The following is a 25,706-nucleotide window of genomic DNA, read 5'->3' on the forward strand; positions in this document are numbered from 1 at the left end:
ACGATGCTGCCGTTGTTCCGATCCGTCTTCGCCGTCGTGCTGGTCGCCAGCGCCCTGCCCGCCGCCGCGCTCACCCCGGCGGTGGGACCCTTGCAGGACCACCACCAGATGATCGTGGTCGTCACCGACGGCTGGGATGCCACCCATGGCCGGCTGCAGGCCTATACGCGCACCCCGCAGGGATGGGCGCCACAGGGCGGCGCATTCGAGGTGGCCGTGGGCCGCAACGGCAGCGCCTGGGGCGTGGGCGTGGTGCCGACGCAAGGCGTGGCCCCGCACCAGCCCGGTGACCCGGTGAAGCCCGGCGATCCGGTAAAGAAGGAAGGCGATGGCCGCAGCCCGGCCGGCTTCTTCACCATCGGCCCGGCCTTCGGCTACGCCCCGACGATCACCACCGCCCTGCCGTACCAGCCGATGCTGGCCAGCAGTTACTGCATGGACGTGCCCGACTCGCCGTACTACAACCGCATCGTGGATGCCGAGGTGGTGGGTAGCGATGCGGTGGAAGGCTCCACCGAGCCGATGCGCCTGGACCTGCACAACAAGGGGGATGTGCGCTATCGCGAGGGCTTTGTGATCGAGCACAACCCGAAGGGCGAAGCCCGCCGCGGCAGCTGCATCTTCGCCCACCTGTGGCGCACCCCCGGTGAGGCCACCGCAGGCTGCACCGCCATGCAGCCCGAACACATGCAGCGCCTGCTGGCCTGGCTGGATCCGGCCAAGCGGCCGCTGTTCGTGCTGCTGCCGCGCGCGCAGTACCAGCAGATGCAGCACGACTGGAACCTGCCGGCGGCACTGGAAAACACGCCATGAGCGCCCCGGCCGATCCCCAACTGGAACGCGCGGTCAGCCGCTGGCAGATCGTCGGGCTGTCGATCAACGATGTGATCGGCAGCGGCATCTACCTGCTGCCCGCCGCCACCGTCGCCCTGCTCGGTCCCTTCAGCCTGTGGGGCGTGGTCGCCGCCGGCATCGTGGTGGCGCTGCTGGTGCTGTGTTACGCGCAGGCCGCCAGCTACTTCGACGAGCCCGGTGGCAGCTACCTGTATGCCCGCGAGGCGTTCGGCCGGTTTGCCGGGTTCGAGATCGGCTGGATGATCTGGCTCACCCGGATCAGCTCGGCCGCCGCGCTCAGCAACGCGCTGGCCGACGCGGTGGCGCGGTTCTGGCCATGGGCCGGGCATGATCTCGGCCGCGTGCTGATCATCGTGGTGTCGCTGGGCTTCCTTACCGCGGTCAACGTGGCCGGGGTGCGTTCGGCTGCGCGCACCGGGGTGATCCTGGTGATCGGCAAGCTGCTGCCGCTGCTGCTGTTCGTGGCGATCGGCGCGTTCTACGTCGACATGGATCTGGCCTTCTCCGGGGTCCGCCCGGACCCGCACGACCTGCAGCGCATGGGCGAGGCCGCGTTGCTGCTGCTGTACGCCTATGCCGGCTTCGAGAACATTCCGGCTGCCGCGGGCGAGTACAAGAACCCACGCCGCGATATTCCGTTCGCACTGATCACCATGATCGTCAGCGTCACCGTCATCTACGGCGCGGTGCAGCTGGTGGCGCAGGGCACGCTGGCCAACCTGGCCGCGTCGCCCACGCCGCTGGCCGACGCGGCCTCCCGCTTCGGTGGCGAGGCGCTGGCGCTGATCCTCACCGTGGGCGCCACCATTTCCATCTTGGGCACCAACAGCAACACCATGATGATGGGCCCGCGCTTCCTGTTCGCCCTGGCCCGCGATGGCTACGGGCCGAAGGTGCTGGCCAACGTGCACCCGCGCTTCCGCACGCCGGCGGCGGCCATCGTGACCCAGGGCGTGATCGCGCTGGCGCTGGCGCTCTCCGGTTCGTTCGTGCAGTTGGCGCTGCTGTCGATGACCACGCGCCTGTTCGCCTATATCGGCACGGCCGCGGCGGTGCTGGTGCTGGCGCGTCGTTTCCGCGACCGCCCCGGTGCGTTGAAGTTGCCCGGCGGCCCGGTGATTCCGGTGCTGGCACTGGTGCTGTGCGTGGCGCTGTTCGTGAGTGCCAGCTGGCAGAACATCGCGGCAGCCGGCATCGCGTTCGTGGTGGGCGCGGTGATCTACCAACTGCCGCGCAAGGATCGACCGGCCTGAACCGCAGCCACGCGGTGGATGACGCTTGATGTGTCATTCACCTCGTCGGCCCACGGCGTTAACCGGCATCTGGGTAAGTTGGACCCTCACCCAACCGGAGCCACCACATGCCTACTGACTACCAGATTCCCGGCCGGGTGCCGGAAGACGGCGTGCCGCGCCAGGCGGTATCGGACTATTGGCGCGAACGCTTCCCGAGCGAGCCGTACTACGACAACAGCCAGTTCTACGACGATTACGAGCCGGCGTACCAGCTGGGGCACTACTCGCGCGCCGACGAGATGATCCGCGCCTACGAGCAGGTGGAAGCCGAACTGGAAACGCGCTGGGCGCAGGAGCGCGGCAAGAGCAAGCTGACGTGGGAACAGGCGCGCAATGCCGTGCGCCGTGGCTGGGATGAATCCACCGCCCTGCACCAGTCGCACCTGGACAAGGGCGTGCCGCGCGGCACCTGAGGCAGCGCGCGGCACCCGCCAGCGCTTAGTCGCCGCTGGGCAGCGGCGGAATCTCGCGCACATTGCCACCCGCGGCCATCAGGTCGCGGGTGTTCTTCTGCACCGCCACCGCGCCGAACAGGCTCAAGGCGAAGGCCATGCCGTAGAAGCCCTTTTCACTGAGCAGCAGCGTGGCGTTCCACAGGCCCACCAACAGCAACAGCAGCGAGGCCAACAGCGCGAACCAGCACAGCGCGTAGTACAGGCCGCTGACCGGAATGTCCTCCACGCGGTCGCGCACGCTCTTTTGCAGCGACACCGCCGCAAACAGGCCGAACAACAGCAGGGTGAGGTAATAGCCCTTCTCGTTGAGCGCCATCTCGGCGTTGAACAGACCAACCAGATAGGCCGCCGCGCCCAGCAGCAGCGCTGCCCACGAGGCGGCAATGAAGGCCGGGGACGGCTTGTGCACCTGTTGTTTCATGTGATCCAACTCCATTTGATGGCGGCAAGCCGCACGCGCCGCCCCACGGGCAGCCCGCGCCAACGGTAGCCGATCACGGCCCGCGCGCCTACGGGGGATGACGTATGGTCCACGCCGCGTTGATGGGCATGCTGTACAACCATGGCTGGCCATCGCATCCCCACCCGGAGATACCCCATGACCCGCAAGCTGCTGCTCTCGCTCGCCGTCACCCTTACCCTGCCCCTGTTCGCCACCGCCTGCGTGGCGGCTGACAAGGCGGCCGCCCCGGTCCTGAAGAAGGCCGAGTGGCCCTTCGCCGCCACCGACGCCGGCACCTTCAACGAACCGTGGGCGATGAGCTTCCTGCCCGATGGCAGCCTGCTGGTCAGTGAAAAGGCCGGCACCCTGCAGCATGTAGACCTGAAAACCGGCAAACGCGCCGCCATCAGCGGCGTGCCCAAGGTGGCCTATGCCGGCCAGGGCGGCTTCGGCGACGTGCTGCCGCACCCGGGCTTTGCCAAGAACCAGCTGGTGTATGTGAGCTATGCCGAGGCCGGCGAAGGCGACACCCGCGGCGCCGCCGTGGGCCGCGCCCGCCTGGTGCTGGCCGCCGATGGCAGCGGCGCGCTGCAGGACTTCAAGGTGATCTGGCGCCAGACCCCCAAGGTGGAAGGCGGCGGCCATTACGGCCACCGCCTGGCGTTCGGCCCGGACGGCAAGTTGTGGATCACCTCCAGCGAACGCCAGAAGTTCGATCCGGCCCAGGACATGGGCGGCAACCTTGGCAAGATCGTGCGCCTGAATGACGACGGCAGCGTGCCGGCCGACAACCCGTTCGCCTCGCAGGGCGGCGTGGCCGCGCAGGTCTGGTCGCTGGGTCACCGCAACGCGCTGGGCATCGCCTTCGATGCGCGCGGCAAGCTGTGGGTACATGAAATGGGCCCGGCCGGTGGCGATGAGCTCAACCTGATCGAGCGGGGCGCCAACTACGGCTACCCGATCGTGTCCAACGGCAACCACTACGACGGCCGCGACATTCCCGACCACAGCACCCGCCCGGAGTTCGCCGCGCCCAAGGTGACCTGGACGCCGGTGATTTCGCCGGCCGGTTTCATCATCTACACCGGTACGCAGTTCCCGCAGTGGAAGGGCAGCGGCTTCATCGGCGGGCTGTCGTCCAAGTCACTGGTGCGGGTGGCCTTCGATGGCGACAACGCGCGCGAAGCCGAGCGTTTCGACATGGGCGAGCGCATCCGCGAAGTGGAACAGGGCCCGGATGGCGCTATCTGGCTGCTGGAAGACGGGAAGAACGGGCGGTTGTTGAAGCTCACCCCGAAGGGGTGAGCTGAGGGCGTACCGCGGGATCTGCGCGTACCGACCAACGGTCGGTACCTACCAGGTGGGAGCAATGCCCCATCACTGGGTGCCGAGCAGCGGGTCGGTACCCACCGGTTCGGGGCAATGCCCGGTCATGGCGTGCCGACCAACGGTCGGTACGCACCGGTCAATCCTGTACGGTGACGATGCCGACCTTGGCCTTGGTGCAGTCGTTGGCCGGGCAGATGCCGTTGATCCAGATCTGGCCGTTGCCCAGCATCACGCCCTGCCAGTTGACGAACACGTCGTCGAATTTCTGTTCGGTGATGGTCCTGGCGATGTCGGCGGTGATGATGCGGTCGTACTCGCGCTCGAATGTCGCGGCATCGGCGACTTTGCGCTTCTTGCCGCCCACGTTGACGTTCACCGGGTACAGCGGCAGGGCGGCCACGGCCTTGGCATCGTGCGCGGCCACGCCCTTCTGCAGTGCAGTGAAGACGGCCTCATAACGGGGTGCATCGCCGAGCAGGCGTTCGATGCGCTGGCGGACGTCGCCGTCGCTGCTGTCGGCGGTAGGATCCGGTGCGGCGGTGGCAGGCGTGGTCTGCGCGGCCGCTTCGGCCGGCGTTGCCACCGCATCGGGCGACATGCCGGCCGTCGGCGCGTCCTCGCTGGGCGTGGTGGTCGTGGTGGGCGGCGAGGTGGGTGCAGGGGCGGCCGCATCGGCCGCCGGCGGTGCCGGCTGCGAGCATGCCGCCAGCAACAGGGTGGGAAGCAGGATTCGGATCGCGCGCATGCTGGCTCCATCGATGTGCAAGGCAGCCAGCCTAACCGCCCAAACGTCAGCCGCCGATGACGGCCACAGCCGCACCACAGGGGATGACGGCCACACCCAAAACAACCGGGGTAGAGCCGACCGTTGGTCGGCTACCGCCACAGGCGACCAACCCACAACGTAGAGCCGACCGTTGGTCGGCTACCGCCACAGGCGACCGACCCACCGTAGAGCCGACCGTTGGTCGGCTGCCGTCAAGCGGAGACCGATGCGTTCGGGGCAGCCGACCAAGGGTCGGCTCTACCGCCGGGGCGGCGGCGATGCCCCTCGCAGGATCAACCCGCCAGCAACTCGAAGATCACCGGCTCGCCGCTCGCCGACGACGCACACACCCACAGCTCAAACTGACCCGGCTCGGCGCGGAACACGCCATCGCGACCCGTGAAGCCCAGCGCGTGGCGGTCCAGGGTGAACTGCACCTCGGTGCTCTGGCCCGGCTGCAGCGCCACCTTGCGGAACGCCTTCAACTCACGCACCGGCCGCACGCGGCTGGCCACGCGGTCGTGGATGTACAGCTGCACCACTTCCTCGCCCGCCACCGCACCGGTGTTGGTGAGCGTGGTGGTGATGGTCAGGGTGTCGTCCCAGCCCAGCGTCTCCGCACTCAACTGCGGCACGCCGTAACCGAAGGTGGTGTAGCCCACGCCATGCCCGAACGGATACAGCGCCTCGTTCGGGATCTCGCGCCAGCGCGCCTTGAACTCGGACATGGTAGGCAGTTCCGGGCGACCGGTGCGCGGGTGGTTGTAGAAGAACGGCTGCTGGCCCGACACCTGCGGGAAGCTCACCGGCAGGCGGCCGGACGGGTTGTAGTCGCCGAACAGCACATCGGCCACGGCATGACCGGTCTGGGTGCCCAGGTACCAGGTGATCGCCACGGCCTGCGCATTGCGCACCGCGCCCTGCAGTGCCAGCGCGCGACCATTGCGCAGCAGCACCACCAGCGGCTTGCCGGTCATGGCCACCGCTTCGGCCAGCGCCTGCTGCGCCGGCGGCAGCGTAATTTCCACGCGCGACTGTGCTTCACCGCTGTAACGCTGCGGTTCGCCCAGCGCCAGCACCACCACATCGGCGCGCAGCGCCGCAGCCACGGCCTGCTCGATGCCGTCCTGCACGGCTGCTTCCAGATCGCAACCCGGCACGATTTCAAGCAGTGCTTCATCGCTGATCGCCGCGCGCACGCCGGTCTCCAGGCTCACATAGCGGGTCTTGTCGCCGAACAGGGTCCAGCACCCTTCAATGTTCTCGCGGTCCTGCACGAACGGGCCGATCAGCGCGATCTTCTGCCCGGTCTTCTTCAGCGGCAGCACCGCGTCGGTGTTCTTGAGCAGCACGATCGAACGGCGCGCAGCGTCGCGCGACAGTTCATCGTGTTCGGCGATGTGCGCAGTGGAGGCTTCGCGGTCCAGATCCAGCGAGCGGTAGGGATCGTCGAACAGGCCGATCGCATCCTTCAGGCGCAGGATGCGGCGCACCGACTCGTCCAACGTGGCCATCGGCACCTCGCCACTCTCGATCAGGCCCGGCAGGTGTTCGGCATAGAAGCCGCTCTGCATGCTCAGGTCCAGGCCGGCGGTGAAGGCCTTGGCGGTGGCGTCGCGGTCATCGGCGGCATAGCCGTGCGCCACCAGCTCCATGTCGGCGGTGTAATCGGAGATCACCACGCCCGGGAACTTCCATTCGCCGCGCAGGATGTCGGTGAGCAGTTCGGCGTTGGCGCTGGCCGGCACACCGTTGATGTCGTTGAACGAGGACATCACGGTGAGCGCGCCGGCCTCGAAGGCGGCCTGGAACGGCGGCAGGTGCACGTCGCGCAGGGTCTGCGGCGAGATGTCGACCATGTTGTATTCCATGCCGGCCATCACCGCGCCGTAGGCGGCGAAATGCTTCGGCGTGGCCAGCAGCGCATCGGCGGCGCGCAGGTCCGGGCCCTGGAAGCCGCGCACGCGGGCGGCGGCGAACGCACAGCCCAGCACCACGTCTTCACCGGCACCTTCGGCACCGCGGCCCCAGCGCTGGTCGCGGGCGATGTCCACCGCCGGTGCGTAGGTCCAGTGCAGGCCGGCCGCCGTGGCTTCCACCGCAGTGGCGCGCGCGGTGCGCTCGGCCAGGTCCGGCTCGAAGCTGGCGGCTTCGCCCAGCGGGATCGGGAACACCGTGCGCATGCCGTGGATGACGTCGGCGGCCAGGATCACCGGAATGCCCAGGCGGCTTTCTTCCAGCGCCACCTGCTGGATGCGGCGGCCGGCTTCCACGCCCACGCCATTGAACAGCGACCCCACCTTGCCCTCGCGCACCTGCTGCAGCACCTGGTCGGCGTTGAGCACGTTGGCTTCCGGGTTCACGTCCGGGGCGAACGGCCGAACCATGTCGGCGAACACACCGAGCTGGCCGACTTTTTCTTCGACGGTCATCTTGGCAATGAGGGTTTCGATACGATCGGCGGCCACCGGCTGTCCTTATGAAAACGTTTACAAGGCCAGGATTCTAGCGTTCCCGGGCCCGTTGTGAATGATTTTGACGTTCATTTTTCTTCCCCGGGGGAAGAACCCCGCCACCGTGAGCGCGGTGGCGGGGGCACAGGAGCTTACTCTGCGGCGGCCAGGCGCTGCTGGCCGGCCATCAACATCGCATCACTGGAGGCCTGGAACACGCGCAGCCCGAAGGCCGGCAGCGTGGCCAGCAGGTGGTCGAACACGTCCGACTGGATGCCCTCGTACTCGCCCCACGCGGTGGTGCGGGTGAAGCAGTAGATCTCCAGCGGCAGGCCTTCGGTGGTCGGCTGCAGCTGCCGTACCAGCAGCGTCATGTCCGTATGGATACCCGAATGCTGGCGCAGGTAGCGCTCCACATACGCGCGGAACGTGCCCAGGTTGGTCACCCGCCGCGCATTCACCGCCGCCACGCCCTTGGCCTGCAGCTGCGCGTTCCACTGCTGCAGTTCGCTCTGCTTCTCGCGCAGGTATTCGCCCAGCACCGCGAACTGTTCCAGTTCGGCCAGCATCGGCGCATCGACGAAGCCCACGCTGTGCTGGTCCAGGTACAGCGCGCGCTTGATCCGGCGTCCGCCGGCCTCCTGCATGCCGCGCCAGTTCTTGAACGACTCGGTGACCAGCTTCTTGGTCGGGATGGTGGTGATGGTCTTGTCGAAGTTCTGCACGGTGATGGTGTGCAGGGCGATGTCGATGACGTCGCCGTCGGCATTCTGGCTGGGCATCTCGATCCAGTCGCCCAGCCGCACCCGGCCGTCGCCGCTGATCTGCACGCTGGCCACCAGCGACAGGATGGTGTCCTGGAAGATCAGCATCAGCACGGCGGTGGCCGCGCCCAGCCCGGTGACCAGGTAGCGCAGGTCCACCCCGGCCAGGGTGGCCACGATCGACAGCCCGGCGATGACGAAGATGACGATCTTGCCAACCTGGAGGTAGCCCTTGATCGGCTTGTTGCGCGCGTCGGGGCGGCGCTCGTAGATGTCGTTGGCCGCGTCCAGCGCGTGCGAGATCGCCAGCGCCACGGTCAGGATCGCCCAGGCCTGGCAGGCGCCGATGACGAAGGCCACCAGCGGCGCAGGCAGGTCGGGCACCACGGTGATGCCGGCGGCGATCACCTGGCTGGGCACCACGTTGGACAACCGCGACACCACCCGCATCACGTTGCTGCCGCGCCCGCCATGGGCGGTCCCGCCGGGCAGCCGGTTGATCAACCCGCGCAGGCCGCGCAGCAGGATCTTCTTGGTGACGAAATTGGCCAGCCACGCGGCCAGAGCCAGCAGGCACAGCACCGAGGCGGTGTAGGCCCACGGCCAGGGTTCGAGGGTTCGCTGCAGGTCGTCCAGCCAACGGGTTGCTACTACCGCATCCAGCATCTTGTTGAAGTCTCCAGATTTGGGGGTTGCCGGGCAGCGCCCGGCACTACGGTGGTTCGGGTTGCCGGGCAGAGCCCGGCACTACGGTGGGCAGCGCCCGGTCAGGACGCGCTGCGTTCGATGATCACGCCCACCGCGCGCGCGCCGCGCACGGCGCCGGGCTTGCTCAGCTTGAGGCGCAGCCATTCCACCTTGAATTCACGCAGCACGATCTCGGCGATGCGCTCAGCCAGGGTTTCGACGAGGCCGAAATCGGACTCGCGCACGAACTGCTCGATGCGCTTGCTCACGGCCTTGTAGTTGAGGGTATCGGCGATGTCGTCGCTGGCCGCCGGGCGACGATTGTCGAAGCCCATTTCCAGGTCGAACCGCAGGGTCTGGCGGATCCGCCGTTCCCAGTCGTAGATGCCGATCAGGGCATCGATCTCGAGCCCTTCGATGAATACCTTGTCCATAGCCATGCCACGTGGAAGATGCCGAACATGGTAACGGCGCGGGCCGGAACGTGCCGGGAACCGGGGGCAAATGCGGTCGGAGACGCCCAAAGACAAAGGGCCCCGCAGGGCCCTTTGCTTACCACCTTGTCCCCGGGGGGAGATGGGGATCACCCATCCGCATGTCCCGGTGGCACGTCATGATGACGCTACGTGATGGCAACGACAGCGGCAAGCCCGGGGTGGCAGAACTGCAATGCGCAGTGGATTCGCACCGTACGCTCTCTTGCAGGCGCACCGGAGTAAACACGAAGCGCCCAACTCCGCCTACACCGCCGGAAGCGTCGCCATGTCCCAGCGCGGGGTGACCTGCACCTGCGGCGGGTTGTGCTGGCCGGCTTCCAGCCGCAGTGCGCCGGCGAAGGCGATCATCGCGCCGTTGTCGGTGCACAGCGATGGGCGCGGGAAGCAGGCCCGGCCGCCGCGGCGGGCCGCCATCTGCTGCAGCTTGGCGCGCAGCCGCTTGTTGGCCCCCACCCCGCCGGCCACCACGATCACATCGGTGCCGGCTTCATCCAGCGCGCGCTCGCACTTGATGGCCAGGGTGTCCACCACGGCATCTTCAAAGCCCCGGGCGATGTCGGCGCGGGTCTGCTCGCTCTGGTCGCTGTCGCGCCAGGCCAGCAGCACTTGGGTCTTCAGGCCGGAGAAGCTGAAATCCAGCCCGGGCCGGTCGGTCATGGGGCGGGTGAATTTGTACTTGCCCGGGGTACCGCGCTCGGCCAGCGCCGCCAGCTGCGGGCCGCCCGGGTACGGCAGGCCCATCAGCTTGGCGGTCTTGTCGAAGGCCTCGCCGGCCGCGTCGTCCAGGGTCTCGCCCAGCAGGCGGTACTGGCCGATCCGGTCCACCGCCACCAGCTGGGTATGCCCGCCGGACACCAGCAGCGCCACGAACGGGGCCTGCGGCGGGTCGTCTTCCATCAGCGGGGCCAGCAGATGCCCTTCCATATGGTGTACGCCAACCGCCGGCACCTCCAGTGCCCAGGCCAGCGAGCGGGCCACGCCCGCCCCCACCAGCAGCGCACCAACCAGCCCCGGGCCGGCCGTATAGGCCACCCCGTCGATGTCGGCCACGCCCATCCCGGCCTCGGCCAGGGTCTGGCGGATCAGCGGCAGCAGCTTGCGCACGTGGTCGCGGCTGGCCAGTTCAGGCACCACCCCGCCGTACTCGGCGTGCAGGGCGATCTGGCTATAGACCGCATGGGCGCGCAGGGCGTCCGGGCCGGCCAGGGCGGTGTCGTACACCGCCACGCCGGTCTCATCACAGGAAGATTCAATACCAAGGACTCGCATACCGGGTATTATGGACCGCTGAGGCCCCGGCAGCGTTACCGCCAGCCCACCTGACACCACCTGTGGCCAAGAAGTTTGCCGGGGTGGGTTGCAACTTCTTTTGTCGCCGCTATAATGTGCGGCTCTCACCGGGCGTGACCCGGTTCTACTGTGTCCCGGAGATTCCATGCCCAGCGTTAAAGTCCGCGAGAACGAGCCCTTCGAGTTTGCGCTCCGTCGCTTCAAGCGCACCTGCGAAAAGGCCGGCGTGCTGGCCGAAACCCGCAAGCGCGAGTTCTATGAAAAGCCGACCCAGGAGCGCAAGCGTAAAGCTGCTGCTGCTGTGAAGCGTCAGCTGCGCCGGTCGTCGCGCGACGTCACCAAGCGTCAGCGCCTGTACTGAGTCGGACGCAACTTCGATGCGACAGGCCGTTGGTCTGTCGTGGCGGAGCCGAAGCCGGAACGCGCGAGCGTTGCCGGCTTTTTGCGTTCCAGTCGTTTGGCGTCTCTTTCCGCCCTTTTGACCGAATACGAGGTGTTCCATGAGCCTGAAACAGCAGCTTACCGATGACATGAAGGCCGCCATGAAGGCCGGCGAGAAGCACCGTCTGGGCGTGATCCGCCTGATGCTGGCCGACATCAAGCGCAAGGAAGTGGACGAGCGCATCGAGCTGGACGACGCCACCGCGTTGGCCGTGCTGGAAAAGATGGTCAAGCAGCGCAAGGATTCGGTCAGCCAGTTCGAAGCGGCCAACCGTGAAGACCTCGCCGTGATCGAGCGCGAAGAGATCCTGGTCATCGACCAGTACCTGCCGGCCAAGCTGGGCGAGGCCGAGATCGTGGCCGCCATCCAGGCCGCCATCGCCGAAACCGGCGCGGCCAGCCCGGCCGACATCGGCAAGCTGATGGGCGCACTGAAGCCCAAGCTCGCCGGCCAGGCCGACATGGGCCTGGTGTCCAAGCTGGTCAAGCAGCAGCTGGCAGGCTGATCGGGCCAGGTAGCGACCCACGGTCGCTACCCGCCTCGCCGGATGTCCGTCATCCGGATCCCGGTAGGCACCGACCGTTGGTCGGTGCATGCACGCATGCACGCGCACCGCCGCGCGTCCGCTTCACCCCGCCTTCGACCCGGGCCTGCAAAAATCGGCCGCATGTCTTCACTGCCGCCTGCCCCCACCCCCGACGCCGATCCCTCGCCCGCCCACGCCGGCGTGCCGCCGCGCCTGCGCAAGTATGTCGACCGGCTGCAACGCAGCTTCCCGATGGCCGTGGGCAAGCGCTTCGTCGAGATCGACGTGCTCACCCAGGCCGCCTCGGTCTCCTTCTACGCCCTGCTGTCGATGGCGCCGCTGCTGGTGCTGCTGTTGTGGCTCACCGCCTCGCTGTATCCGCCGGCGCAACAGGCGCTGATCGCCCAGATCAACGACGTGGCCGGCAGCAGTGCCGCCACCGTGGCCGACACCGTGCTCAAGAACGCCGACAACCAGCCCGACGTGGGTTCGCTGGCCGGGGTCTGGAGCACGCTGCTGCTGTTCATCGGCGCCACGGCGGTGTTTGCGCAGCTGCAGAACGCGCTGAACCTGATCTTCAACACCAGTGGCGAGCGCCTGGACGGCATCGTGGCGTGGCTGCGCAAGCGCGTGTTCTCCTTCGGCGTGGTGCTGGCGCTGGGCTTCCTGCTGATCCTGTCGATGACCGCCACCACCATGCTGCAGGTGGCCTTCGCGCAGCTGCCCTCGGTGCTGCCGGCAATCGGCTACCTGACCAGCCTGGCGCTGTACACGGTGGGCTTCGCCTTCCTGTATCACTACCTGCCCGACCGCCGCGTGGCCTGGCGACAAGCCTTCATCGGCGGGGCCATCACCTCGGCGCTGTTCGCGTTGGGCCGCTATGGCATCGGCCTGTACATCGCCACCGTCGCGCCGGGCAGCGCCTACGGCTCGATGGGCGCGCTGGTGATCTCGCTGGTGTGGATCTACTACGCCACGGTGGTGTTCTTCGTGGGCGCGCTGATGACCGCGGTCATCGATGAACGCCTGCGCGCGCATTTCCACCTGGCCCAGGCGGGCATCGCCGTGCCCAAACCGGGCGAAGCGACCGGCAGCTAGTAGACTAGCGGTGTCCCCCGCTGCCCTGCGTGGCCGTTACCGGTCGCGCCACCTGCCTGCTGCCCATGGCCCGTATCCCCGACGCATTCATCGACGACCTGCTGGCCCGCTCCGACATTGTCGAGGTGGTGGGCAGCCGCGTGCCGCTGAAGCGCCAAGGCAAGGAATACGCCGCACGCTGCCCGTTCCACGACGAGCGCTCGGCCTCGTTCACGGTCTCGCCCACCAAGCAGTTCTATCACTGCTTCGGCTGTGGCGCGCATGGCACCGCGATCAGCTTCCTGATGAATTACGACCGCCTCGAGTTCCTCGACGCGGTTGATGAGTTGGCCAAGCGCGTGGGCATGGAAGTGCCGCGCGATACCCAGCCGCGCACCGCCCAGCAGCAGGACGACAGCCGCGAGCTGTACTCGGCCCTGGATGCGGCCACGCGCTTCTTCCAGAAATCGCTGGAGGAAAGCGACAAGGCCCGCGCCTACCTGGACCAGCGCGGCGTAGACGAGGAAAACCGCACGCGGTTCGCGATCGGCTATGCGCCCGACGGCTACAGCGCGTTGAAGGACGCACTGGGCAAGGACGAGCGGCGCATGAAGCTGCTGGACCGCGCCGGGCTGTTTTCCAAGAACGATCGCGGCCATGTCTACGACAAGTTCCGCGACCGGGTGATGTTCCCGATCTTCGACCGCCGCGGCCGCGTGATCGCCTACGGCGGCCGGGTCATGGAGAAGGACGACGGCCCCAAGTACCTCAACTCGCCCGAGACCGCGCTGTTCCACAAGGGCCGCGAACTGTACGGCCTGTGGCAGGTGCGCCAGGCCAACCAGAAGATCGAGCGGCTGATCGTGGTCGAAGGCTACATGGACGTGGTCTCGCTGTTCCAGTACGGGGTCACCCAGGCGGTGGCCACGCTGGGCACGGCCACCACGCCGGACCACGCCGAGCTGCTGTTCCGCAATGCGCCGGACGTGTTCTTCTGCTTCGACGGTGACGCCGCCGGCCGCCGCGCAGGCTGGCGCGCGCTGGAATCGGTGCTGCCGCGCATGAAGGACGGCCGCCAGGCGTTCTTCCTGTTCCTGCCCGATGGCGAAGATCCCGACACCATCGTGCGCAAGGAAGGCAGCGCCGCATTCGACGAACGCCTCAAGCAGGCCACGCCGCTGTCGCAGTTCTTCTTCGACGAGCTCACCCGCGAGGTCAACATGGCCACGCTGGACGGCAAGGCGCGGCTGGCCGAGCGGGCCAAGCCGATGCTGGCGCAGATTCCCGACGGCGCCTTCGGCGACCTGATGAAGCAGCAGCTGACCACGCTCACCGGGCTGGGTGCCCGGCCCACGGCATCGGCGCAGCCCTCGCGCCCATCACCGCGTGCGGTGGCACCCACCCAGCGCCGCAGCCTGGTGCGCGCGGCCATCGCGATCCTGCTGCAGCAGCCCTCGCTGGCCATGACCCTGGAAGGCCACCACTTCAACGGCCTGCGCCTGCCCGGCATTGAACTGCTGCTGGAGCTGCTGGGGTTGGTCGAACAGCGCCCGGACATCACCACCGGCGCACTGCTGGAGCATTTCGAGGGGCGCGAGGAACAGGCCTCCTTGCAGAAACTGGCCGCCCACACCCAGCCAGGCGACGAGGCGATGTGGACCGAGGAACTGCACGATGCGGTGGCCCAGCTTGAAAAGCAGCTGATGCGGCAACGCATGGATGAGCTTCAGGCAAAGCAGAGCCAGCAGGGTCTGGACGATACTGACAAGTACGAACTGCGCGAACTGCTCAAGGCGCGCAGCACCCTCCGCTTCTGACCAACGGAGCAGCCGTGGCCTCTCCCCGAGTGAACCCCGCCGCATCCTTCGCCCGCCACGTCCGCCTTGGCGCCCTCGCCGCCCTGCTGGCCATGGCACTGCCGGCAGTGGCCGACACGCTGCCCTTCGCGCAGCCGCGCCCCCGGCTGTACAGCGCCGGCCAGCCCAGTGCCGCCCAGCTGCAACAGGCCGCCGACGCCGGCGTCACCACCGTGATCGACCTGCGCCAGCCCGATGAAGACCGCGGCTTCGATGAAACCGCCGCCGCCGAACGCCTGGGCCTGCGCTATGTACGCATACCGGTGGCCGGCGCTGCCGGCCTGACCGACGCCAATGCGCACGCGCTGCGCACGGCACTGGCGCAGAGCAGCGGCCCGGTGCTGGTGCATTGCGCCTCCGGCAACCGCGCCGGTGCGCTGCTGGCGCTGTTGGACGCACGCGATGGCGCCTCGGTGGAGCATGCGCTGCAGCTGGGTCGCGATGCCGGCATGACCTCGCTGGAAGCGCCTACCCGCGCCCTGCTCGAACAGGCTGCCGCGCGTTGAGTCAGCGCGTGTTTCCCCTCTCTCTTTTCATCCTCACAGGAGCATGCCGCGCATGAAGCCCTGGTGGTCGCGCCTGCGGCCGGACAACTTCACCCTCGCCCTGCTCTGCACCGTGCTGCTGGCCTCGCTGCTGCCCATGCACGGCGCGGCGGCGATGGTGCTCGACGATGTCACCGACGTGGCCATTGCCGCGTTGTTCTTCCTGCACGGTGCGCGCCTGCCGCGTGAGTCGATCGTGGCCGGGGTGCTGCATTGGCGCCTGCACCTGACCATCCTGGCGTGCACCTTCGTGCTGTTCCCGCTGCTGGGGCTGCTGTTCAAACCGCTCGATGGCTGGCTGCTCACGCCCGAGCTGTACATCGGCGTGCTGTTCCTGTGTGCGCTGCCGTCCACGGTGCAGTCGTCCATCGCCTTCACCTCGATGGCGCGCGGCAACGTGCCGGCGGCGGTGTGCAGCGCCTCGCTGTCGAGCATCCTCGGCGTATTCCTCACCCCGTTGCTGCTGGCCCTGCTCGCCGGCACCGAGGGCGGCATGCACAACCCGGTGCAGGCCATCGTCAGCATCATGTTGCAGCTGCTGGTGCCGTTCGTGGCCGGCCACCTGCTGCGTCCGTGGATTGCCGGCTGGGTGGAACGCCAGCGCGCGCTGCTGCGCTACACCGACCAGGCCACCATCCTGCTGGTGGTGTATTCGGCATTCGGCGAAGCGGTCAGCGAAGGGCTGTGGAGCAAGACGCCACTGGTGTCGCTGTTCACCGTGGCCATTGTTGCCGCGGTTCTGCTCGGCATTGCGATGCCGTTGATCCGCTTCATCGCCCGCCGCCTGGGCTTCAACCGCGAAGACGAAATCACCATCCTGTTCTGCGGCTCCAAGAAGAGCCTGGCCACCGGCGTCCCGATCGCCAAGGTACTTTTCGCCGGCGGCAGCCTGGGCGCGATCGTGCTGCCGATCATGATCTACCACCAGATCCAGCTGATCGTCTGCGCGATGATCGCGCAGCGGTATGCGCGCGATCCGGTGGAACCGCTGAAGGGTGACGGAGGCAGTTGAGCTCGCTCGACTCCCTCCGTTTTTTGCACGTCAGTCCCCGTCTGCTCAAGATCAATCGGTGATTGCCGCGGCGATCCCCTGCAACACGCGCGCCTTGCCCTCCACGTCACTGTCGCCGGTTGCGGTAAGTGTGTACGCCTTGTCTCCAGCGGCCCACGACAACACCACGCGACCACGTCCCTGTCCGTCAACATTCATGTCGATCTGTGCGGGCAAGCCGTTGACGGCGGTGTTCTGGGCTTCGGCAATGACCTCGATGGTGGTGCCGGGAATGCGGAAGTTCTCCTCGTTGAAGGCGACGATGCCCACATCGGTCAACCGATAGAAGCGGGTCAGCCCGGACGATTTGACCCCATCCAGCGCACCGCTTGGCTCCATGCCGATCACCTCTGCAACGCCGAGCACGGTGCCCTGCAGGTTACTCGGCGGACTGGGCAGCCGCTGGCGAAGAACCGAATCGGGGCGCTGCACTTTGGGCAAGGCGGTGAGCAGTTCGGCCTGAGATGGAATGGCGCCAACAGGGACACGTACGGCACCTGCCCGACTGCGCGCGATCTGAGTGCGGAACGCGCTCTTGACCGTGTCGGGAGCGTCCAGATCGGCAAGCGGCACTATCCGGTAGGTTCCCTCTTCATCATTCTGCCGGGCACCGTGCAGATCGTCGTTGAGAGCGGCCCGCATGACGCGCTCCTGAAGCCATTGACCGATCGCATCGCCGGATTCCGCGTTGGCATGGGCCGACGATAACGAAGCAAACAGCGCGAGCGCGATTGAGATCTTCTTCATGTGCATCACCACTCGGTCAGGCTGCAGTCGGCGGTCGCGGTATTTCGCGTGTGCACGATCCGGTTGAGTACCCAGGTGTGGTACCCGCGCACGAGCATTCGCTCCGGATCGGATTGATCGCCTGCCCTGAACCGCCAGGAGAAGCCCCCGTTGTTTGGCGCACCGAGGACATGCTTTGCCTGGATGGCGCCCAACGGAATGTGCCTACTGGCCGCAGAGCCTTGAATGCTCCTGAACTGGGGCCTGTCGTAGGTTATCGATTCATTGACGAAGCCAAGACAGTTCGCTCGGCTGATGGCTTTTACTTCTGCTGCCGCATCCCCGCTCCCGAATGCGACCATCAACAGCAGCCCGGCGCCAAGGCGTCTGATTAGTTTCATTGCCGCTCCCTCACATGTTGGCGAGTCACCTCGCACCACCTATGTACGCCGCACGGTGAGGGTAAACGGTGCACTGCATTCCAACTCACCACGCATTGGGGCGTAGCGGACACTTCAACACGGCATATCCCGACGATGTTCCGATGAAGACCATCACCAAAGACCGCGCAGAGGCATCGCAACAGGGTAGCGACAGGTCTGACGCGACATCCGGCACTACGGGTCGGTCAGGGTGGCAACGCTCAAGGCGGGCATCCATATCCACAGGTCGTACTGCCGATCCGCTCCTGTATCTTCTTTCGCCGCGTGCGGCGGACGCTCGATCAGCGGTACCGCGCGGCACGGCTGAAAACACGCCCAGAAATGGCCGCGCAGCGCTTCCAGACGCACGCTGTACAGCGGCAGGTCCAGCAGGTGCGCGGCCATCATCTTCTGTTGCATCTCTGCGGGCGCATCGGCCGACCGGGTGCGCATGGCATGCACGTTGCCGGTCAGCACCAGCATCCGTGCATCGGCGGGCAGCGCGTTGAACTGCTGGCGCAGGTGCGTGGCCATGGCCGCATCGCGCTGGTCACTGCTGGTGGAGGCGCCGGTTTCGGTGTCATAGCCGGCCACGCCGACATCGCGGCCCTGGACCCGCAACACACGGACGGCCTCGATCAGCGCGAGCATGTCGCGGCTGCGCCGGCCGTCATGCTGATCGTCCTTCACCGCCCAGAACGGCGACGTGCGCAGCGTCTCGCGCGCGTCGGTACCACCGTCCGAGCGCAGGTAGCGTGCCAGGGCGACGTTCTCGCTCATCGGCAGTTCCAGTGCCAGCCGCACGGCGGCCGTGTCACGGCTGTAGCGCTCCATCAGGTCGGCCACCAGCAGCGGCGTTTCGGCGGTGCCGTGGTACTCGCCGAGCACGACCAGGCGGTGGTCGCCGGCGTGCCGCATGATCTGCGTGGCCGTCTCATCGGGTGCGGGCGCGGCCATCGCCGTGCTGCACAGCAGTGTCATGGCCAGTAATGCGCTTCGCATCCATCGTTTCATGCCGTCACGTCCTGTTCGGTCATGAAAGCAATGGCGACGTTTGCGGGAAATTCAACGTGTCGCGGCGCACGGGTTGGCGCGTCACGACCAACGGTCGTGACCTACCGCGGGTGAGCGCGCGGGCGCCATCACCGCCCCGGTAGGTACCGACCGTTGTCGGTACGGCACTCTACAACCAGGGCAGCATCCAGTGGTCCACCATCAGGAAGGCGAACAGCGCCATCAGGTAGACGATGGAATAGCCGAACATCTTCATCGAGAAGATTTCATCCGGCGGGTTCAGCATGCGCCACGCATACCAGAGGAAGACCGCGTTGAGCACGATCGCACCGCCGAGGTAGAACATGCCGCTCATGCCGAACACCACCGGCAGGATGCTGACCACGGCCAGTGCGATCGAGTACACCATGATCGACTTGCGGGTATACGCCACGCCGTGGGTCACCGGCAGCATCGGGATCTCGGCCTTGGCGTAATCCTCGCGGCGGAAGATCGCCAGTGCCCAGAAATGCGGCGGGGTCCAGATGAAGATGATCAGCACCAGCAGCGATGCGTAGGCCCAGTCCCATGGGCCCTGCATGCCGGTGATCGCCGCCCAGCCGAGCATCGGCGGGGTGGCGCCGGCCAGGCCGCCGATGACGATGTTCTGCGAGGTCGCGCGCTTGAGGTACACGGTGTAGATCACCGCGTAACCAATCAGCGAGGCGAAGGTCAGCACGGCGGTGATCACGTTGACCCAGACCACCAGGATGGTCATCGACAGGGCGATCAGCAGCCCGGCAAACACCAGTACCTGCCACGGCTTGACCTTGCCCACCACCAGCGGGCGCCACGAGGTGCGCGCCATCTGCGCGTCAATGCGCGCATCCAGCAACTGGTTGATGGCCGCGGCCGCCGAGGCCGCCAGCCAGATGCCGAGGAAACCGAGCGCGCCGTCCAGCGCCTGCTGTGCGGTGGGCAGCCCGGGGATGGCCAGGAACATGCCGACCAGCGCGGTAAAGACGATGAGGGCGACGACCTTGGGCTTGGTCAGGTCCCAGTACTGACGATAACTGGCCATGCCGTCAGCCTGCCTGCACGGCAGAAGCGGCACTACCGGCCTTGCCGTCCGCGTCCGGCGCGCGCAGGCGCGCCAGCAGCGTGACCAGCACGAACAACAACGCCACCGCGCCGCCACTGTGGGCCACGGCCACTTCCAGCGGCACCGCCAGCTTCACGTTGAGAATGCCCAGGGTGATCTGCGCCACCACCAGCAGGCCCAGCGCGCTCGCCCAGCCGCGCATGCTCGGCAGCTTGAACAGGCGCACCGACAGCCACAGCAGGTACACGGCCACCACGATCGCCATCATGCGGTGCGCCATCTGGATGGCAATCCGCGAGGCCCCATCGAGCACGCCGCCTTCGTAGTCCACGCCGATGCCGCGCCACAGGGTGAAGCCTTCCTTGAAATCGTGCTGCGGCCACCACTGGCTGACGCAGCGCGGGAAGTTGTCCAGCGATGCACTGCCGCCGCCGCAGGCGAGCGCGGCGTAGTTGGCGCTGACCCAGCCGCCCAGCGCGATCTGCAGCACCAGCACGGCCACGCCGGCGCGGATCAGCCACTTCAGTTTCGGCGCTTCCACCAGCGTGATCGGCATGTGCGTGGCACGCCATGCCATCCACACCAGCAGGCCGAACATCAGCATGCCCCCCAGCAGATGGCCCATCACCACGATCGGCTTGAGCAGCCAGGTCACCGTCCACATGCCCAGCAACGCCTGGAAGATCACCACCGCCAGGGTCAGCAACGCGGCGCGGGCCAGGTCGATGTTGTTCCAGCGCAGCGCGGCCACCAGCAGGATGGCCTCGCCGATGATCGCCAGGATGCTGGCCGGCACGTGCATGCCCATCATGTAGAGCGGTATGCCGGTGGCCACCAGCACGCAGGCAGTGACCACGGCAGTGCTGCCCCAGCGACGGCGGCGCGTGGCCAGCAGCGCCAGGGTGAGGATCTCGATGCCGAGCGCGCCGGCCAGGAAGCGGTGCACCTGCTCGCGCCACGCCTTGTGGGTTTCCAGCGGGCGGATCTTGGCCGCTTCGTGCCCGACCACGTCGGCGGCGTGCTGCGGCCAGGTGACGCGGCCATAGCAGGTGGGCCAGTCCGGGCAGCTCAGGCCGGCATCTGACAGGCGCACGAACGAACCGAACATGATCGTGCTGGCGGTCATGATCAGCGCAAACCACGCCAGACGGTGGAAATTGCGGTGCAGCACCGGGCGTGCGGAGAGGCTCATCTAAACAGAACTCACTTCAGTTTCAGCAGCGTGGCCAGGTCTTTGCGCAGACCGGCCATATCGAATCCCGGCGCATAGCGCATGATCACGAAACCGTTGGGATCGATCACATACACCGGCGTGCCGGCAGGGTCATCCACGGCGGGCAATGCGGCACGCAGGTCGGGCTGGTCGCGCAGCACGCGCAATGCGGGCACGCCCTGGACCTCGGCCGGCGGCGTGCCCAGCCACAGGATCTCGACATTATCGGCGTTATGCCCGAACAGCTGCCACACCTTGCCCAATCCCTGCGACAAAGTGACGCACGCGCTTGTACAGCCGGCAGACGGGGCCACCAGGATGCGCCAGGTGCGCGCTTCCGGATTCCATGCATACGGCTGGCCATTGGCCAGCGTGGGCGGCAGCGCGCGCAGATCGGCGGGGGGCTGCAGCAACTGGCCGCTGTTGCGGTGTGCGGTGGGCTGCCACCCCGAGAAGCGCAGCACACCGGCCAGCGCCATCGCACCGAAGAACAGGCCGAACAGGGCGATCAGCGTCCAGCGGCCGCGTGAGCGCGGGGACAGCCGTTCCGGGGAAGTGGCATTCATGGGTGGCATTTTCTCACGTTGGGGCGGTCAGCGCCGGGAGTCGGGGGAAACGCGGCGGCGTGAACGCAGCTCCAGTACCAGCGCGACCACCAGCACGGTCAACGCCAGCCCGAACCACTGCACCGCATAGCCCAGGTGACGGCTGGGCGGCAGCGTGTTGGGCAACAGGTCCAGGTCGCGGGCATAGCCGCCGGGCAGCGAAGGGTCCAGCCGCAGCACGCGGGTGGGCAGGCTGCCGGCGGGCAGCCCCAGCGCGCGCGCCACCTCGTCCGGGGGCATGCGGTTGGCCAGCCAGATCCCGGGCTGCACGGTGGTGGCCAAGGCCGGGCCCAGGGCGATGCCGCTGGCCGGTGGCGGCGCCAGCAGCCCGGCGATGCGGGCGTGGCCGTGTGGCGGCTGCAGGGGCGGCAGCACGCGGTCGGGCGGCATCGGCTGCCAGCCCAGGTCGACCAGCACGCGCGCGCCACCATCGCTCAGGAAAGGCTGGTACAGCTTGAAACCGGCGCGGCCCTCGCGGGTCTGGTTGTCCAGCAGCACGGTGCCAGGCAGGTATTGCCCGCGGTCTTCCACCCAGCGCAACGTTGGCGGCGCCGACAGCGCGGCGGCCAGGCTCAGCGCCTGCGCATGCGCCGGCACCTGCTGGTCGAGCAGCGCCTGCTTTTCATGCATGCGCTGCAGCTGCCAGTGGCCCAGCAGGCAGAAACCGGTGATCACCAGTACCGCGGCCACCCAACCGATCAGGCGTGTGTGCTTTCGCATCATGACAACGGCGGCCAAACGCGGTGATATAGGCGTACCCGCCCTGCCATCGAGCCGCGCATGAATGATTCGTTGAAGACCCTGCTGGTAATCGCGTTTCTGATCGTCATCGTCTGGAATCTGGGCGCCGGGCTGTATTACCTGCTGGTCGATCGCGGCCAGACCAAGCGCACCGTCAATGCGCTCACCCGCCGCATCGCGGTGTCGGTGGCGCTGATCGCGCTGGTGGCCATCGGCATCTACAGCGGCTGGATCAAACCCCACGGCATCGGCGGTTGACCACATTCCACTGACGCCGCACCCGGACAGGTGCGGCAGGTGTCGTCCCGACGCTACAGCACGTAGACGAACAGGAACAGCATCAGCCACACCACGTCGACGAAGTGCCAGTACCAGGCCGCCGCTTCGAAGCCGAAGTGGTTGTCGCGGGTGAAGTGCCCCTTGGCCGAGCGCAGCCACATCACGCCCAGCATGATGGTGCCCAGCAGCACGTGCGCACCGTGGAAGCCGGTGAGCATGAAGAACGTGGAGCCGTAGATGCCCGAGCCCAGGGTGAGGTTGAGTTCCTTGTAGGCGTGGATGTATTCCTCGGCCTGCAGGGTCAGGAAGAACACGCCCAGCACCACGGTCAGGCCCAGCCAGACCAGCAGCTGGCGGCGGTTGCCGGCCTTGAGCGCGTGGTGGGCGATGGTGAGGGTGACGCCGGAGGTGAGCAGGATCAGCGTGTTGATCAGCGGCAGGCCCCAGGCCGGAATGGTCTGGAAGTGGCCGCCGATGCTGCCCGGGCCATTGGTGGGCCACGCGGCGGAATAACCATCCCACAGCAGTTCGTTGGTCATCACCCCGTCGCCCTCGCCGCCCAGCCACGGCAGGCCCAGGTTGCGGGTGTAGAACAGCGCGCCGAAGAACGCACCGAAGAACATCACTTCGGAGAAGATGAACCACACCATGCCCATCCGGAACGAACCGTCCACCTGGCGGTTGTAGTTGCCGGCCTGCGATTCGCGCACCACGTCGCTGAACCACCAGAACAGGGTGAGCACCAGCATCGCGATGCCGGCGTAGAAGGTCCACTTGCCCCAGCCGGAATCATTGAGCCAGCTGGCCACGCCCACCATGGTCACCATCATCGCGATGGAACCGATGAACGGCCATTTGCTGTGCGTGGGCACGAAGTACACGTTGGCATCGGGGCTTTGCTGGGCCATGGTCTTGGGGTCCGGTGCGTATCTAGGGAGCAGCGTGTGCGTTGGCTGTTGCCGCCACGGCGGCAGGCAACTGCGCCGACAACGCGTCGTTCTTGTAGAAGGTGTAGGACAGGGTGATGGTCTTGATGTTGGCCGGCAGGTCCGGGTCGACGATGAAGCGCACCGGCATGTCGCGCTTTTCGCCGGCCTGCAGGGTCTGCGCGGTGAAGCAGAAGCATTCGGTCTTGCTGAAGTAGCCCGACGCCTTGGCCGGTGCCACCGACGGCACCGCGCTGCCCACCAGCGCGCGGTCGCTGTCGTTGCGGGCGTAGTACAGCGCCTCGTTGAGCTCGCCCGGCACTACGTCCATGGTCAGCTGTTCGGGATGGAACGCCCACGGCAGCTTGGAATTGACCCCGCCGTCGAACTCCACCCGCACGGTGCGCTTGCCCGGCGCGCTGACGCCCGCCGCCGCGGCGCCGGGACCACGCTCCAGGCGCACGCCGAATACCTTTTCGCAGGCGATGCGGTACAGCGGCACCAGCGAGAAGGTCAGCACGAACACGGCCAGCGCCACCCCGATCAGGCGGGGCAGGCCCGCTGTGCGTGCGGGAACGGCCGGGCCGGTGTCGCTCATCGCCCGATCACCCCGGTCAGGATGAAGCCGACGTACACCGCCACCGCCACCAGCCCGATCTTCCACGCGGTGCGGTGCGCACGACGGCGCTGCAGGGCCTGCATGTCCACGTTGTTGGGAGCGTTCGTCATGGCCACCTCAGTGGGTGATGTCGTCATGGGCCAGGTCGCCCGGGCGGATCACCGGCGGCGTGGTGAAGGTGTGCGCCGGTGCCGGCGACGGCAGCGTCCACTCCAGCCCGCGCGCGCCTTCCCAGACCCGGTCCGTGGCCTTTTCGCCGTGGCGCAGCGAGTGCAGCAGGATCGCGGCCATCATGAAGGGCGTGGCGAACATGCCGAACGCACCGATCGAGCTGATCAGGTTCCAGTCGGCGAACGCCACGCTGTAATCGGGGATACGGCGCGGCATGCCGGCCAGGCCCAGGAAGTGCTGCGGGAAGAACAGCAGGTTCACGAATACGATTGACCACCAGAAGTGGAACTTGGCCCACTTCTCGCTGTACATCCGCCCGGTCCACTTCGGCCACCAGTAGTACACCGCGGCGATCAGCGCGAACACCGCGCCGGTGACCAGCACGTAGTGGAAGTGCGCCACCACGAAGTAGGTGTCGTGATACTGGAAGTCGGCCACCACAATCGCCAGCATCAGCCCGGAGAAGCCGCCGATGGTGAACAGGATCACGAAGGCCACCGCCCACAGCATCGGGGCTTCGAAGGTGAGCGAACCGCGCCACATGGTGCTCACCCAGTTGAATACCTTCACCCCGGTCGGGATGGAGATCAGCATGGTGGCGAACATGAAGTAGATTTCGCCGCCCAGCGGCATGCCCACGGTGAACATGTGGTGGGCCCAGACGATGAACGACAGGAAGGCAATCGCCGCCACCGCGTAGACCATGGCCTGGTAGCCGAACAGCGGTTTGCGGCTGAAGGTGGGGATGATCTCGCTGACCACGCCGAACGCCGGCAGGATCATGATGTACACCTCCGGGTGCCCGAAGAACCAGAAGATGTGCTGGAACATCACCGGGTCGCCGCCGCCGGCCGCGTTGAAGAAGCTGGTGCCGAAGAACTTGTCGGTGAGCAGCATGGTCACCGCACCGGCCAGCACCGGCATCACCGCGATCAGCAGGAAGGCGGTGATCAGCCAGGCCCAGCAGAAGATCGGCATTTTCAGCAGGTCGATGCCGGGCGCGCGCATGTTGAGCACGGTGGCGATGATGTTGATCGCGCCCATGATCGAACTGATGCCGGCCACGTGGATGGCGAACACGCTGAAGGCCACGTTGTAGCCGCCCTGCAGCGACAGCGGCGGGTACAGCGTCCAGCCACCGGCAGGCGCGCCACCGGGCAGGAACAGGGTGACCAGCAGCAGGCTGAAGGCCACCGGCAGCAGCCAGAACGACCAGTTGTTCATGCGCGGCAGCGCCATGTCCGGCGCGCCGATCTGCAGCGGGATCATCCAGTTGGCCAGGCCGACGAAGGCCGGCATCACGCCGCCGAAGATCATCACCAAGGCGTGCACGGTGGTCATCTGGTTGAAGAACTCGGGCTTGACGAACTGCAGGCCCGGTTGCATCAGCTCGGCGCGGATGACCACGCTCATGGCCGCGCCGATGATGAACATGATGAAGCTGAAAAGCAGGTAGAGCGTGCCGATGTCCTTGTGGTTGGTCGAGAACAACCAACGCTCCACGAAGCTCTGCTGATGCCCGTGGTGCCCATCGTGGTCAACTGCGGAATGCGCCATCGCAACTACACCTCACTGGATC

28 protein-coding genes are annotated in these 25,706 nt (G+C 67.0%); 11 read left to right on the forward strand and 17 right to left on the reverse strand.

Going from position 1 to position 25,706, the window contains the following annotated elements:
- Positions 1 to 3: 3 nt before the first annotated feature.
- From DX03_RS17835 to DX03_RS17845, 3 genes are all read left to right on the forward strand, one after another.
- The gene (locus DX03_RS17835; RefSeq protein WP_038690875.1) at positions 4 to 813 is read left to right on the forward strand and encodes a L,D-transpeptidase family protein; all 810 of its coding nucleotides are present in this window, start codon (positions 4 to 6) and stop codon (positions 811 to 813) included.
- Positions 810 to 2,108: an APC family permease gene (locus tag DX03_RS17840; protein ID WP_038690877.1), complete on the forward strand. Its 1,299-nt coding sequence runs from the start codon at positions 810 to 812 to the stop codon at positions 2,106 to 2,108. Before DX03_RS17835 ends, DX03_RS17840 begins: the two co-directional genes overlap by 4 nt.
- Before the next feature lie 107 nt (positions 2,109 to 2,215).
- Entirely contained in the window at positions 2,216 to 2,563 is a 348-nt protein-coding gene (locus DX03_RS17845; RefSeq protein WP_038690880.1) for a hypothetical protein, read from the forward strand.
- 25 nt (positions 2,564 to 2,588) lie between these two features.
- On the opposite strand, the gene yiaA is transcribed toward DX03_RS17845, so the two are convergent.
- Positions 2,589 to 3,026 (reverse strand): inner membrane protein YiaA, encoded by a 438-nt coding sequence (gene yiaA / locus DX03_RS17850; RefSeq protein ID WP_038690881.1) that lies wholly within the window; start codon positions 3,024 to 3,026, stop codon positions 2,589 to 2,591.
- Positions 3,027 to 3,203: 177 nt separating this feature from the next.
- Between yiaA and DX03_RS17855 the strand changes: the two genes are divergently transcribed.
- Positions 3,204 to 4,352 (forward strand): PQQ-dependent sugar dehydrogenase, encoded by a 1,149-nt coding sequence (locus tag DX03_RS17855; RefSeq protein WP_038690884.1) that lies wholly within the window; start codon positions 3,204 to 3,206, stop codon positions 4,350 to 4,352.
- Between the two features lie 160 nt (positions 4,353 to 4,512).
- Here the strand turns inward: DX03_RS17855 and DX03_RS21290 are convergent, their stop codons facing one another.
- From DX03_RS21290 to tsaD, 5 genes are all read right to left on the reverse strand, one after another.
- The gene (locus tag DX03_RS21290; protein ID WP_038690885.1) at positions 4,513 to 5,121 is read right to left on the reverse strand and encodes a hypothetical protein; all 609 of its coding nucleotides are present in this window, start codon (positions 5,119 to 5,121) and stop codon (positions 4,513 to 4,515) included.
- Positions 5,122 to 5,435: 314 nt separating this feature from the next.
- Positions 5,436 to 7,610, reverse strand: a complete 2,175-nt coding sequence (gene bglX, locus DX03_RS17865; RefSeq protein ID WP_038690888.1) for a beta-glucosidase BglX — start codon at positions 7,608 to 7,610, stop codon at positions 5,436 to 5,438.
- A gap of 137 nt (positions 7,611 to 7,747) precedes the next feature.
- Positions 7,748 to 9,025 carry a mechanosensitive ion channel family protein gene (locus DX03_RS17870; RefSeq protein WP_038690890.1) on the reverse strand — a complete coding sequence of 426 codons (1,278 nt, stop codon included), beginning with the start codon at positions 9,023 to 9,025 and terminating at the stop codon, positions 7,748 to 7,750.
- Positions 9,026 to 9,126: 101 nt separating this feature from the next.
- Positions 9,127 to 9,480, reverse strand: a complete 354-nt coding sequence (gene folB / locus DX03_RS17875) for a dihydroneopterin aldolase (protein ID WP_038690891.1) — start codon at positions 9,478 to 9,480, stop codon at positions 9,127 to 9,129.
- 306 nt (positions 9,481 to 9,786) lie between these two features.
- Complete coding sequence (tsaD, locus tag DX03_RS17880) at positions 9,787 to 10,812, reverse strand: tRNA (adenosine(37)-N6)-threonylcarbamoyltransferase complex transferase subunit TsaD (RefSeq protein WP_038690893.1); 1,026 nt, start codon at positions 10,810 to 10,812, stop codon at positions 9,787 to 9,789.
- Positions 10,813 to 10,978: 166 nt separating this feature from the next.
- Here tsaD and rpsU point away from each other — a divergent pair, with 166 nt between their 5' ends.
- The 6 genes from rpsU to DX03_RS17910 all read left to right on the forward strand — a co-directional run bounded on the left by rpsU (position 10,979) and on the right by DX03_RS17910 (position 16,291).
- A complete protein-coding gene (gene rpsU, locus DX03_RS17885) occupies positions 10,979 to 11,194 on the forward strand; it encodes a 30S ribosomal protein S21 (protein WP_002808376.1) in 216 nt (71 codons plus the stop codon).
- Between the two features lie 139 nt (positions 11,195 to 11,333).
- Positions 11,334 to 11,780, forward strand: a complete 447-nt coding sequence (locus DX03_RS17890) for a GatB/YqeY domain-containing protein (protein WP_038690903.1) — start codon at positions 11,334 to 11,336, stop codon at positions 11,778 to 11,780.
- Positions 11,781 to 11,942: 162 nt separating this feature from the next.
- Positions 11,943 to 12,899, forward strand: coding sequence for a YihY/virulence factor BrkB family protein (locus DX03_RS17895; protein WP_051598914.1), 957 nt, complete (start codon positions 11,943 to 11,945; stop codon positions 12,897 to 12,899).
- 65 nt (positions 12,900 to 12,964) lie between these two features.
- The gene (gene dnaG, locus DX03_RS17900) at positions 12,965 to 14,695 is read left to right on the forward strand and encodes a DNA primase (RefSeq protein WP_038690904.1); all 1,731 of its coding nucleotides are present in this window, start codon (positions 12,965 to 12,967) and stop codon (positions 14,693 to 14,695) included.
- Positions 14,696 to 14,787: 92 nt separating this feature from the next.
- On the forward strand, positions 14,788 to 15,240 hold the full coding sequence (locus DX03_RS17905) for a protein tyrosine phosphatase family protein (RefSeq protein WP_051599013.1): 453 nt from the start codon (positions 14,788 to 14,790) through the stop codon (positions 15,238 to 15,240).
- Positions 15,241 to 15,292: 52 nt separating this feature from the next.
- On the forward strand, positions 15,293 to 16,291 hold the full coding sequence (locus DX03_RS17910) for a bile acid:sodium symporter family protein (RefSeq protein ID WP_038690908.1): 999 nt from the start codon (positions 15,293 to 15,295) through the stop codon (positions 16,289 to 16,291).
- Between the two features lie 51 nt (positions 16,292 to 16,342).
- Here the strand turns inward: DX03_RS17910 and DX03_RS17915 are convergent, their stop codons facing one another.
- From DX03_RS17915 to DX03_RS17945, 7 genes are all read right to left on the reverse strand, one after another.
- A complete protein-coding gene (locus DX03_RS17915) occupies positions 16,343 to 17,077 on the reverse strand; it encodes a hypothetical protein (protein WP_185753391.1) in 735 nt (244 codons plus the stop codon).
- 5 nt (positions 17,078 to 17,082) lie between these two features.
- Complete coding sequence (locus DX03_RS17920) at positions 17,083 to 17,457, reverse strand: hypothetical protein (RefSeq protein WP_038690913.1); 375 nt, start codon at positions 17,455 to 17,457, stop codon at positions 17,083 to 17,085.
- Between the two features lie 216 nt (positions 17,458 to 17,673).
- Positions 17,674 to 18,480, reverse strand: coding sequence for a TraB/GumN family protein (locus DX03_RS17925; protein ID WP_244880144.1), 807 nt, complete (start codon positions 18,478 to 18,480; stop codon positions 17,674 to 17,676).
- A 181-nt stretch (positions 18,481 to 18,661) separates the two neighbouring features.
- Positions 18,662 to 19,552 (reverse strand): heme o synthase, encoded by an 891-nt coding sequence (gene cyoE / locus DX03_RS17930; RefSeq protein WP_038690917.1) that lies wholly within the window; start codon positions 19,550 to 19,552, stop codon positions 18,662 to 18,664.
- A gap of 4 nt (positions 19,553 to 19,556) precedes the next feature.
- Positions 19,557 to 20,765, reverse strand: coding sequence for a COX15/CtaA family protein (locus DX03_RS17935; RefSeq protein WP_038690918.1), 1,209 nt, complete (start codon positions 20,763 to 20,765; stop codon positions 19,557 to 19,559).
- 11 nt (positions 20,766 to 20,776) lie between these two features.
- The gene (locus tag DX03_RS17940) at positions 20,777 to 21,352 is read right to left on the reverse strand and encodes an SCO family protein (RefSeq protein ID WP_038690920.1); all 576 of its coding nucleotides are present in this window, start codon (positions 21,350 to 21,352) and stop codon (positions 20,777 to 20,779) included.
- Positions 21,353 to 21,379: 27 nt separating this feature from the next.
- Positions 21,380 to 22,114 (reverse strand): SURF1 family protein, encoded by a 735-nt coding sequence (locus DX03_RS17945; protein WP_038690922.1) that lies wholly within the window; start codon positions 22,112 to 22,114, stop codon positions 21,380 to 21,382.
- Between the two features lie 57 nt (positions 22,115 to 22,171).
- On the opposite strand from DX03_RS17945, the gene DX03_RS17950 reads away from it, so the two are divergent.
- On the forward strand, positions 22,172 to 22,390 hold the full coding sequence (locus DX03_RS17950) for a twin transmembrane helix small protein (RefSeq protein WP_038690924.1): 219 nt from the start codon (positions 22,172 to 22,174) through the stop codon (positions 22,388 to 22,390).
- A 53-nt stretch (positions 22,391 to 22,443) separates the two neighbouring features.
- Here the strand turns inward: DX03_RS17950 and DX03_RS17955 are convergent, their stop codons facing one another.
- Genes DX03_RS17955 through ctaD form a run of 4 tightly spaced genes read right to left on the reverse strand, consistent with a single transcriptional unit; the run spans position 22,444 to position 25,684 of the window.
- Positions 22,444 to 23,319: a cytochrome c oxidase subunit 3 gene (locus tag DX03_RS17955; RefSeq protein ID WP_038690925.1), complete on the reverse strand. Its 876-nt coding sequence runs from the start codon at positions 23,317 to 23,319 to the stop codon at positions 22,444 to 22,446.
- A 22-nt stretch (positions 23,320 to 23,341) separates the two neighbouring features.
- Positions 23,342 to 23,935, reverse strand: coding sequence for a cytochrome c oxidase assembly protein (locus DX03_RS17960; protein WP_038690927.1), 594 nt, complete (start codon positions 23,933 to 23,935; stop codon positions 23,342 to 23,344).
- Positions 23,932 to 24,066, reverse strand: coding sequence for a hypothetical protein (locus DX03_RS21505; protein ID WP_275133788.1), 135 nt, complete (start codon positions 24,064 to 24,066; stop codon positions 23,932 to 23,934). The genes DX03_RS17960 and DX03_RS21505 overlap by 4 nt, the downstream gene beginning before the upstream one ends.
- A 7-nt stretch (positions 24,067 to 24,073) precedes the next feature.
- Positions 24,074 to 25,684 (reverse strand): cytochrome c oxidase subunit I, encoded by a 1,611-nt coding sequence (gene ctaD / locus DX03_RS17965; protein ID WP_038690929.1) that lies wholly within the window; start codon positions 25,682 to 25,684, stop codon positions 24,074 to 24,076.
- Positions 25,685 to 25,706: the final 22 nt, after the last annotated feature.

The organism is Stenotrophomonas rhizophila (assembly GCF_000661955.1).
Classification (GTDB): Bacteria; Pseudomonadota; Gammaproteobacteria; order Xanthomonadales; family Xanthomonadaceae; genus Stenotrophomonas; species Stenotrophomonas rhizophila.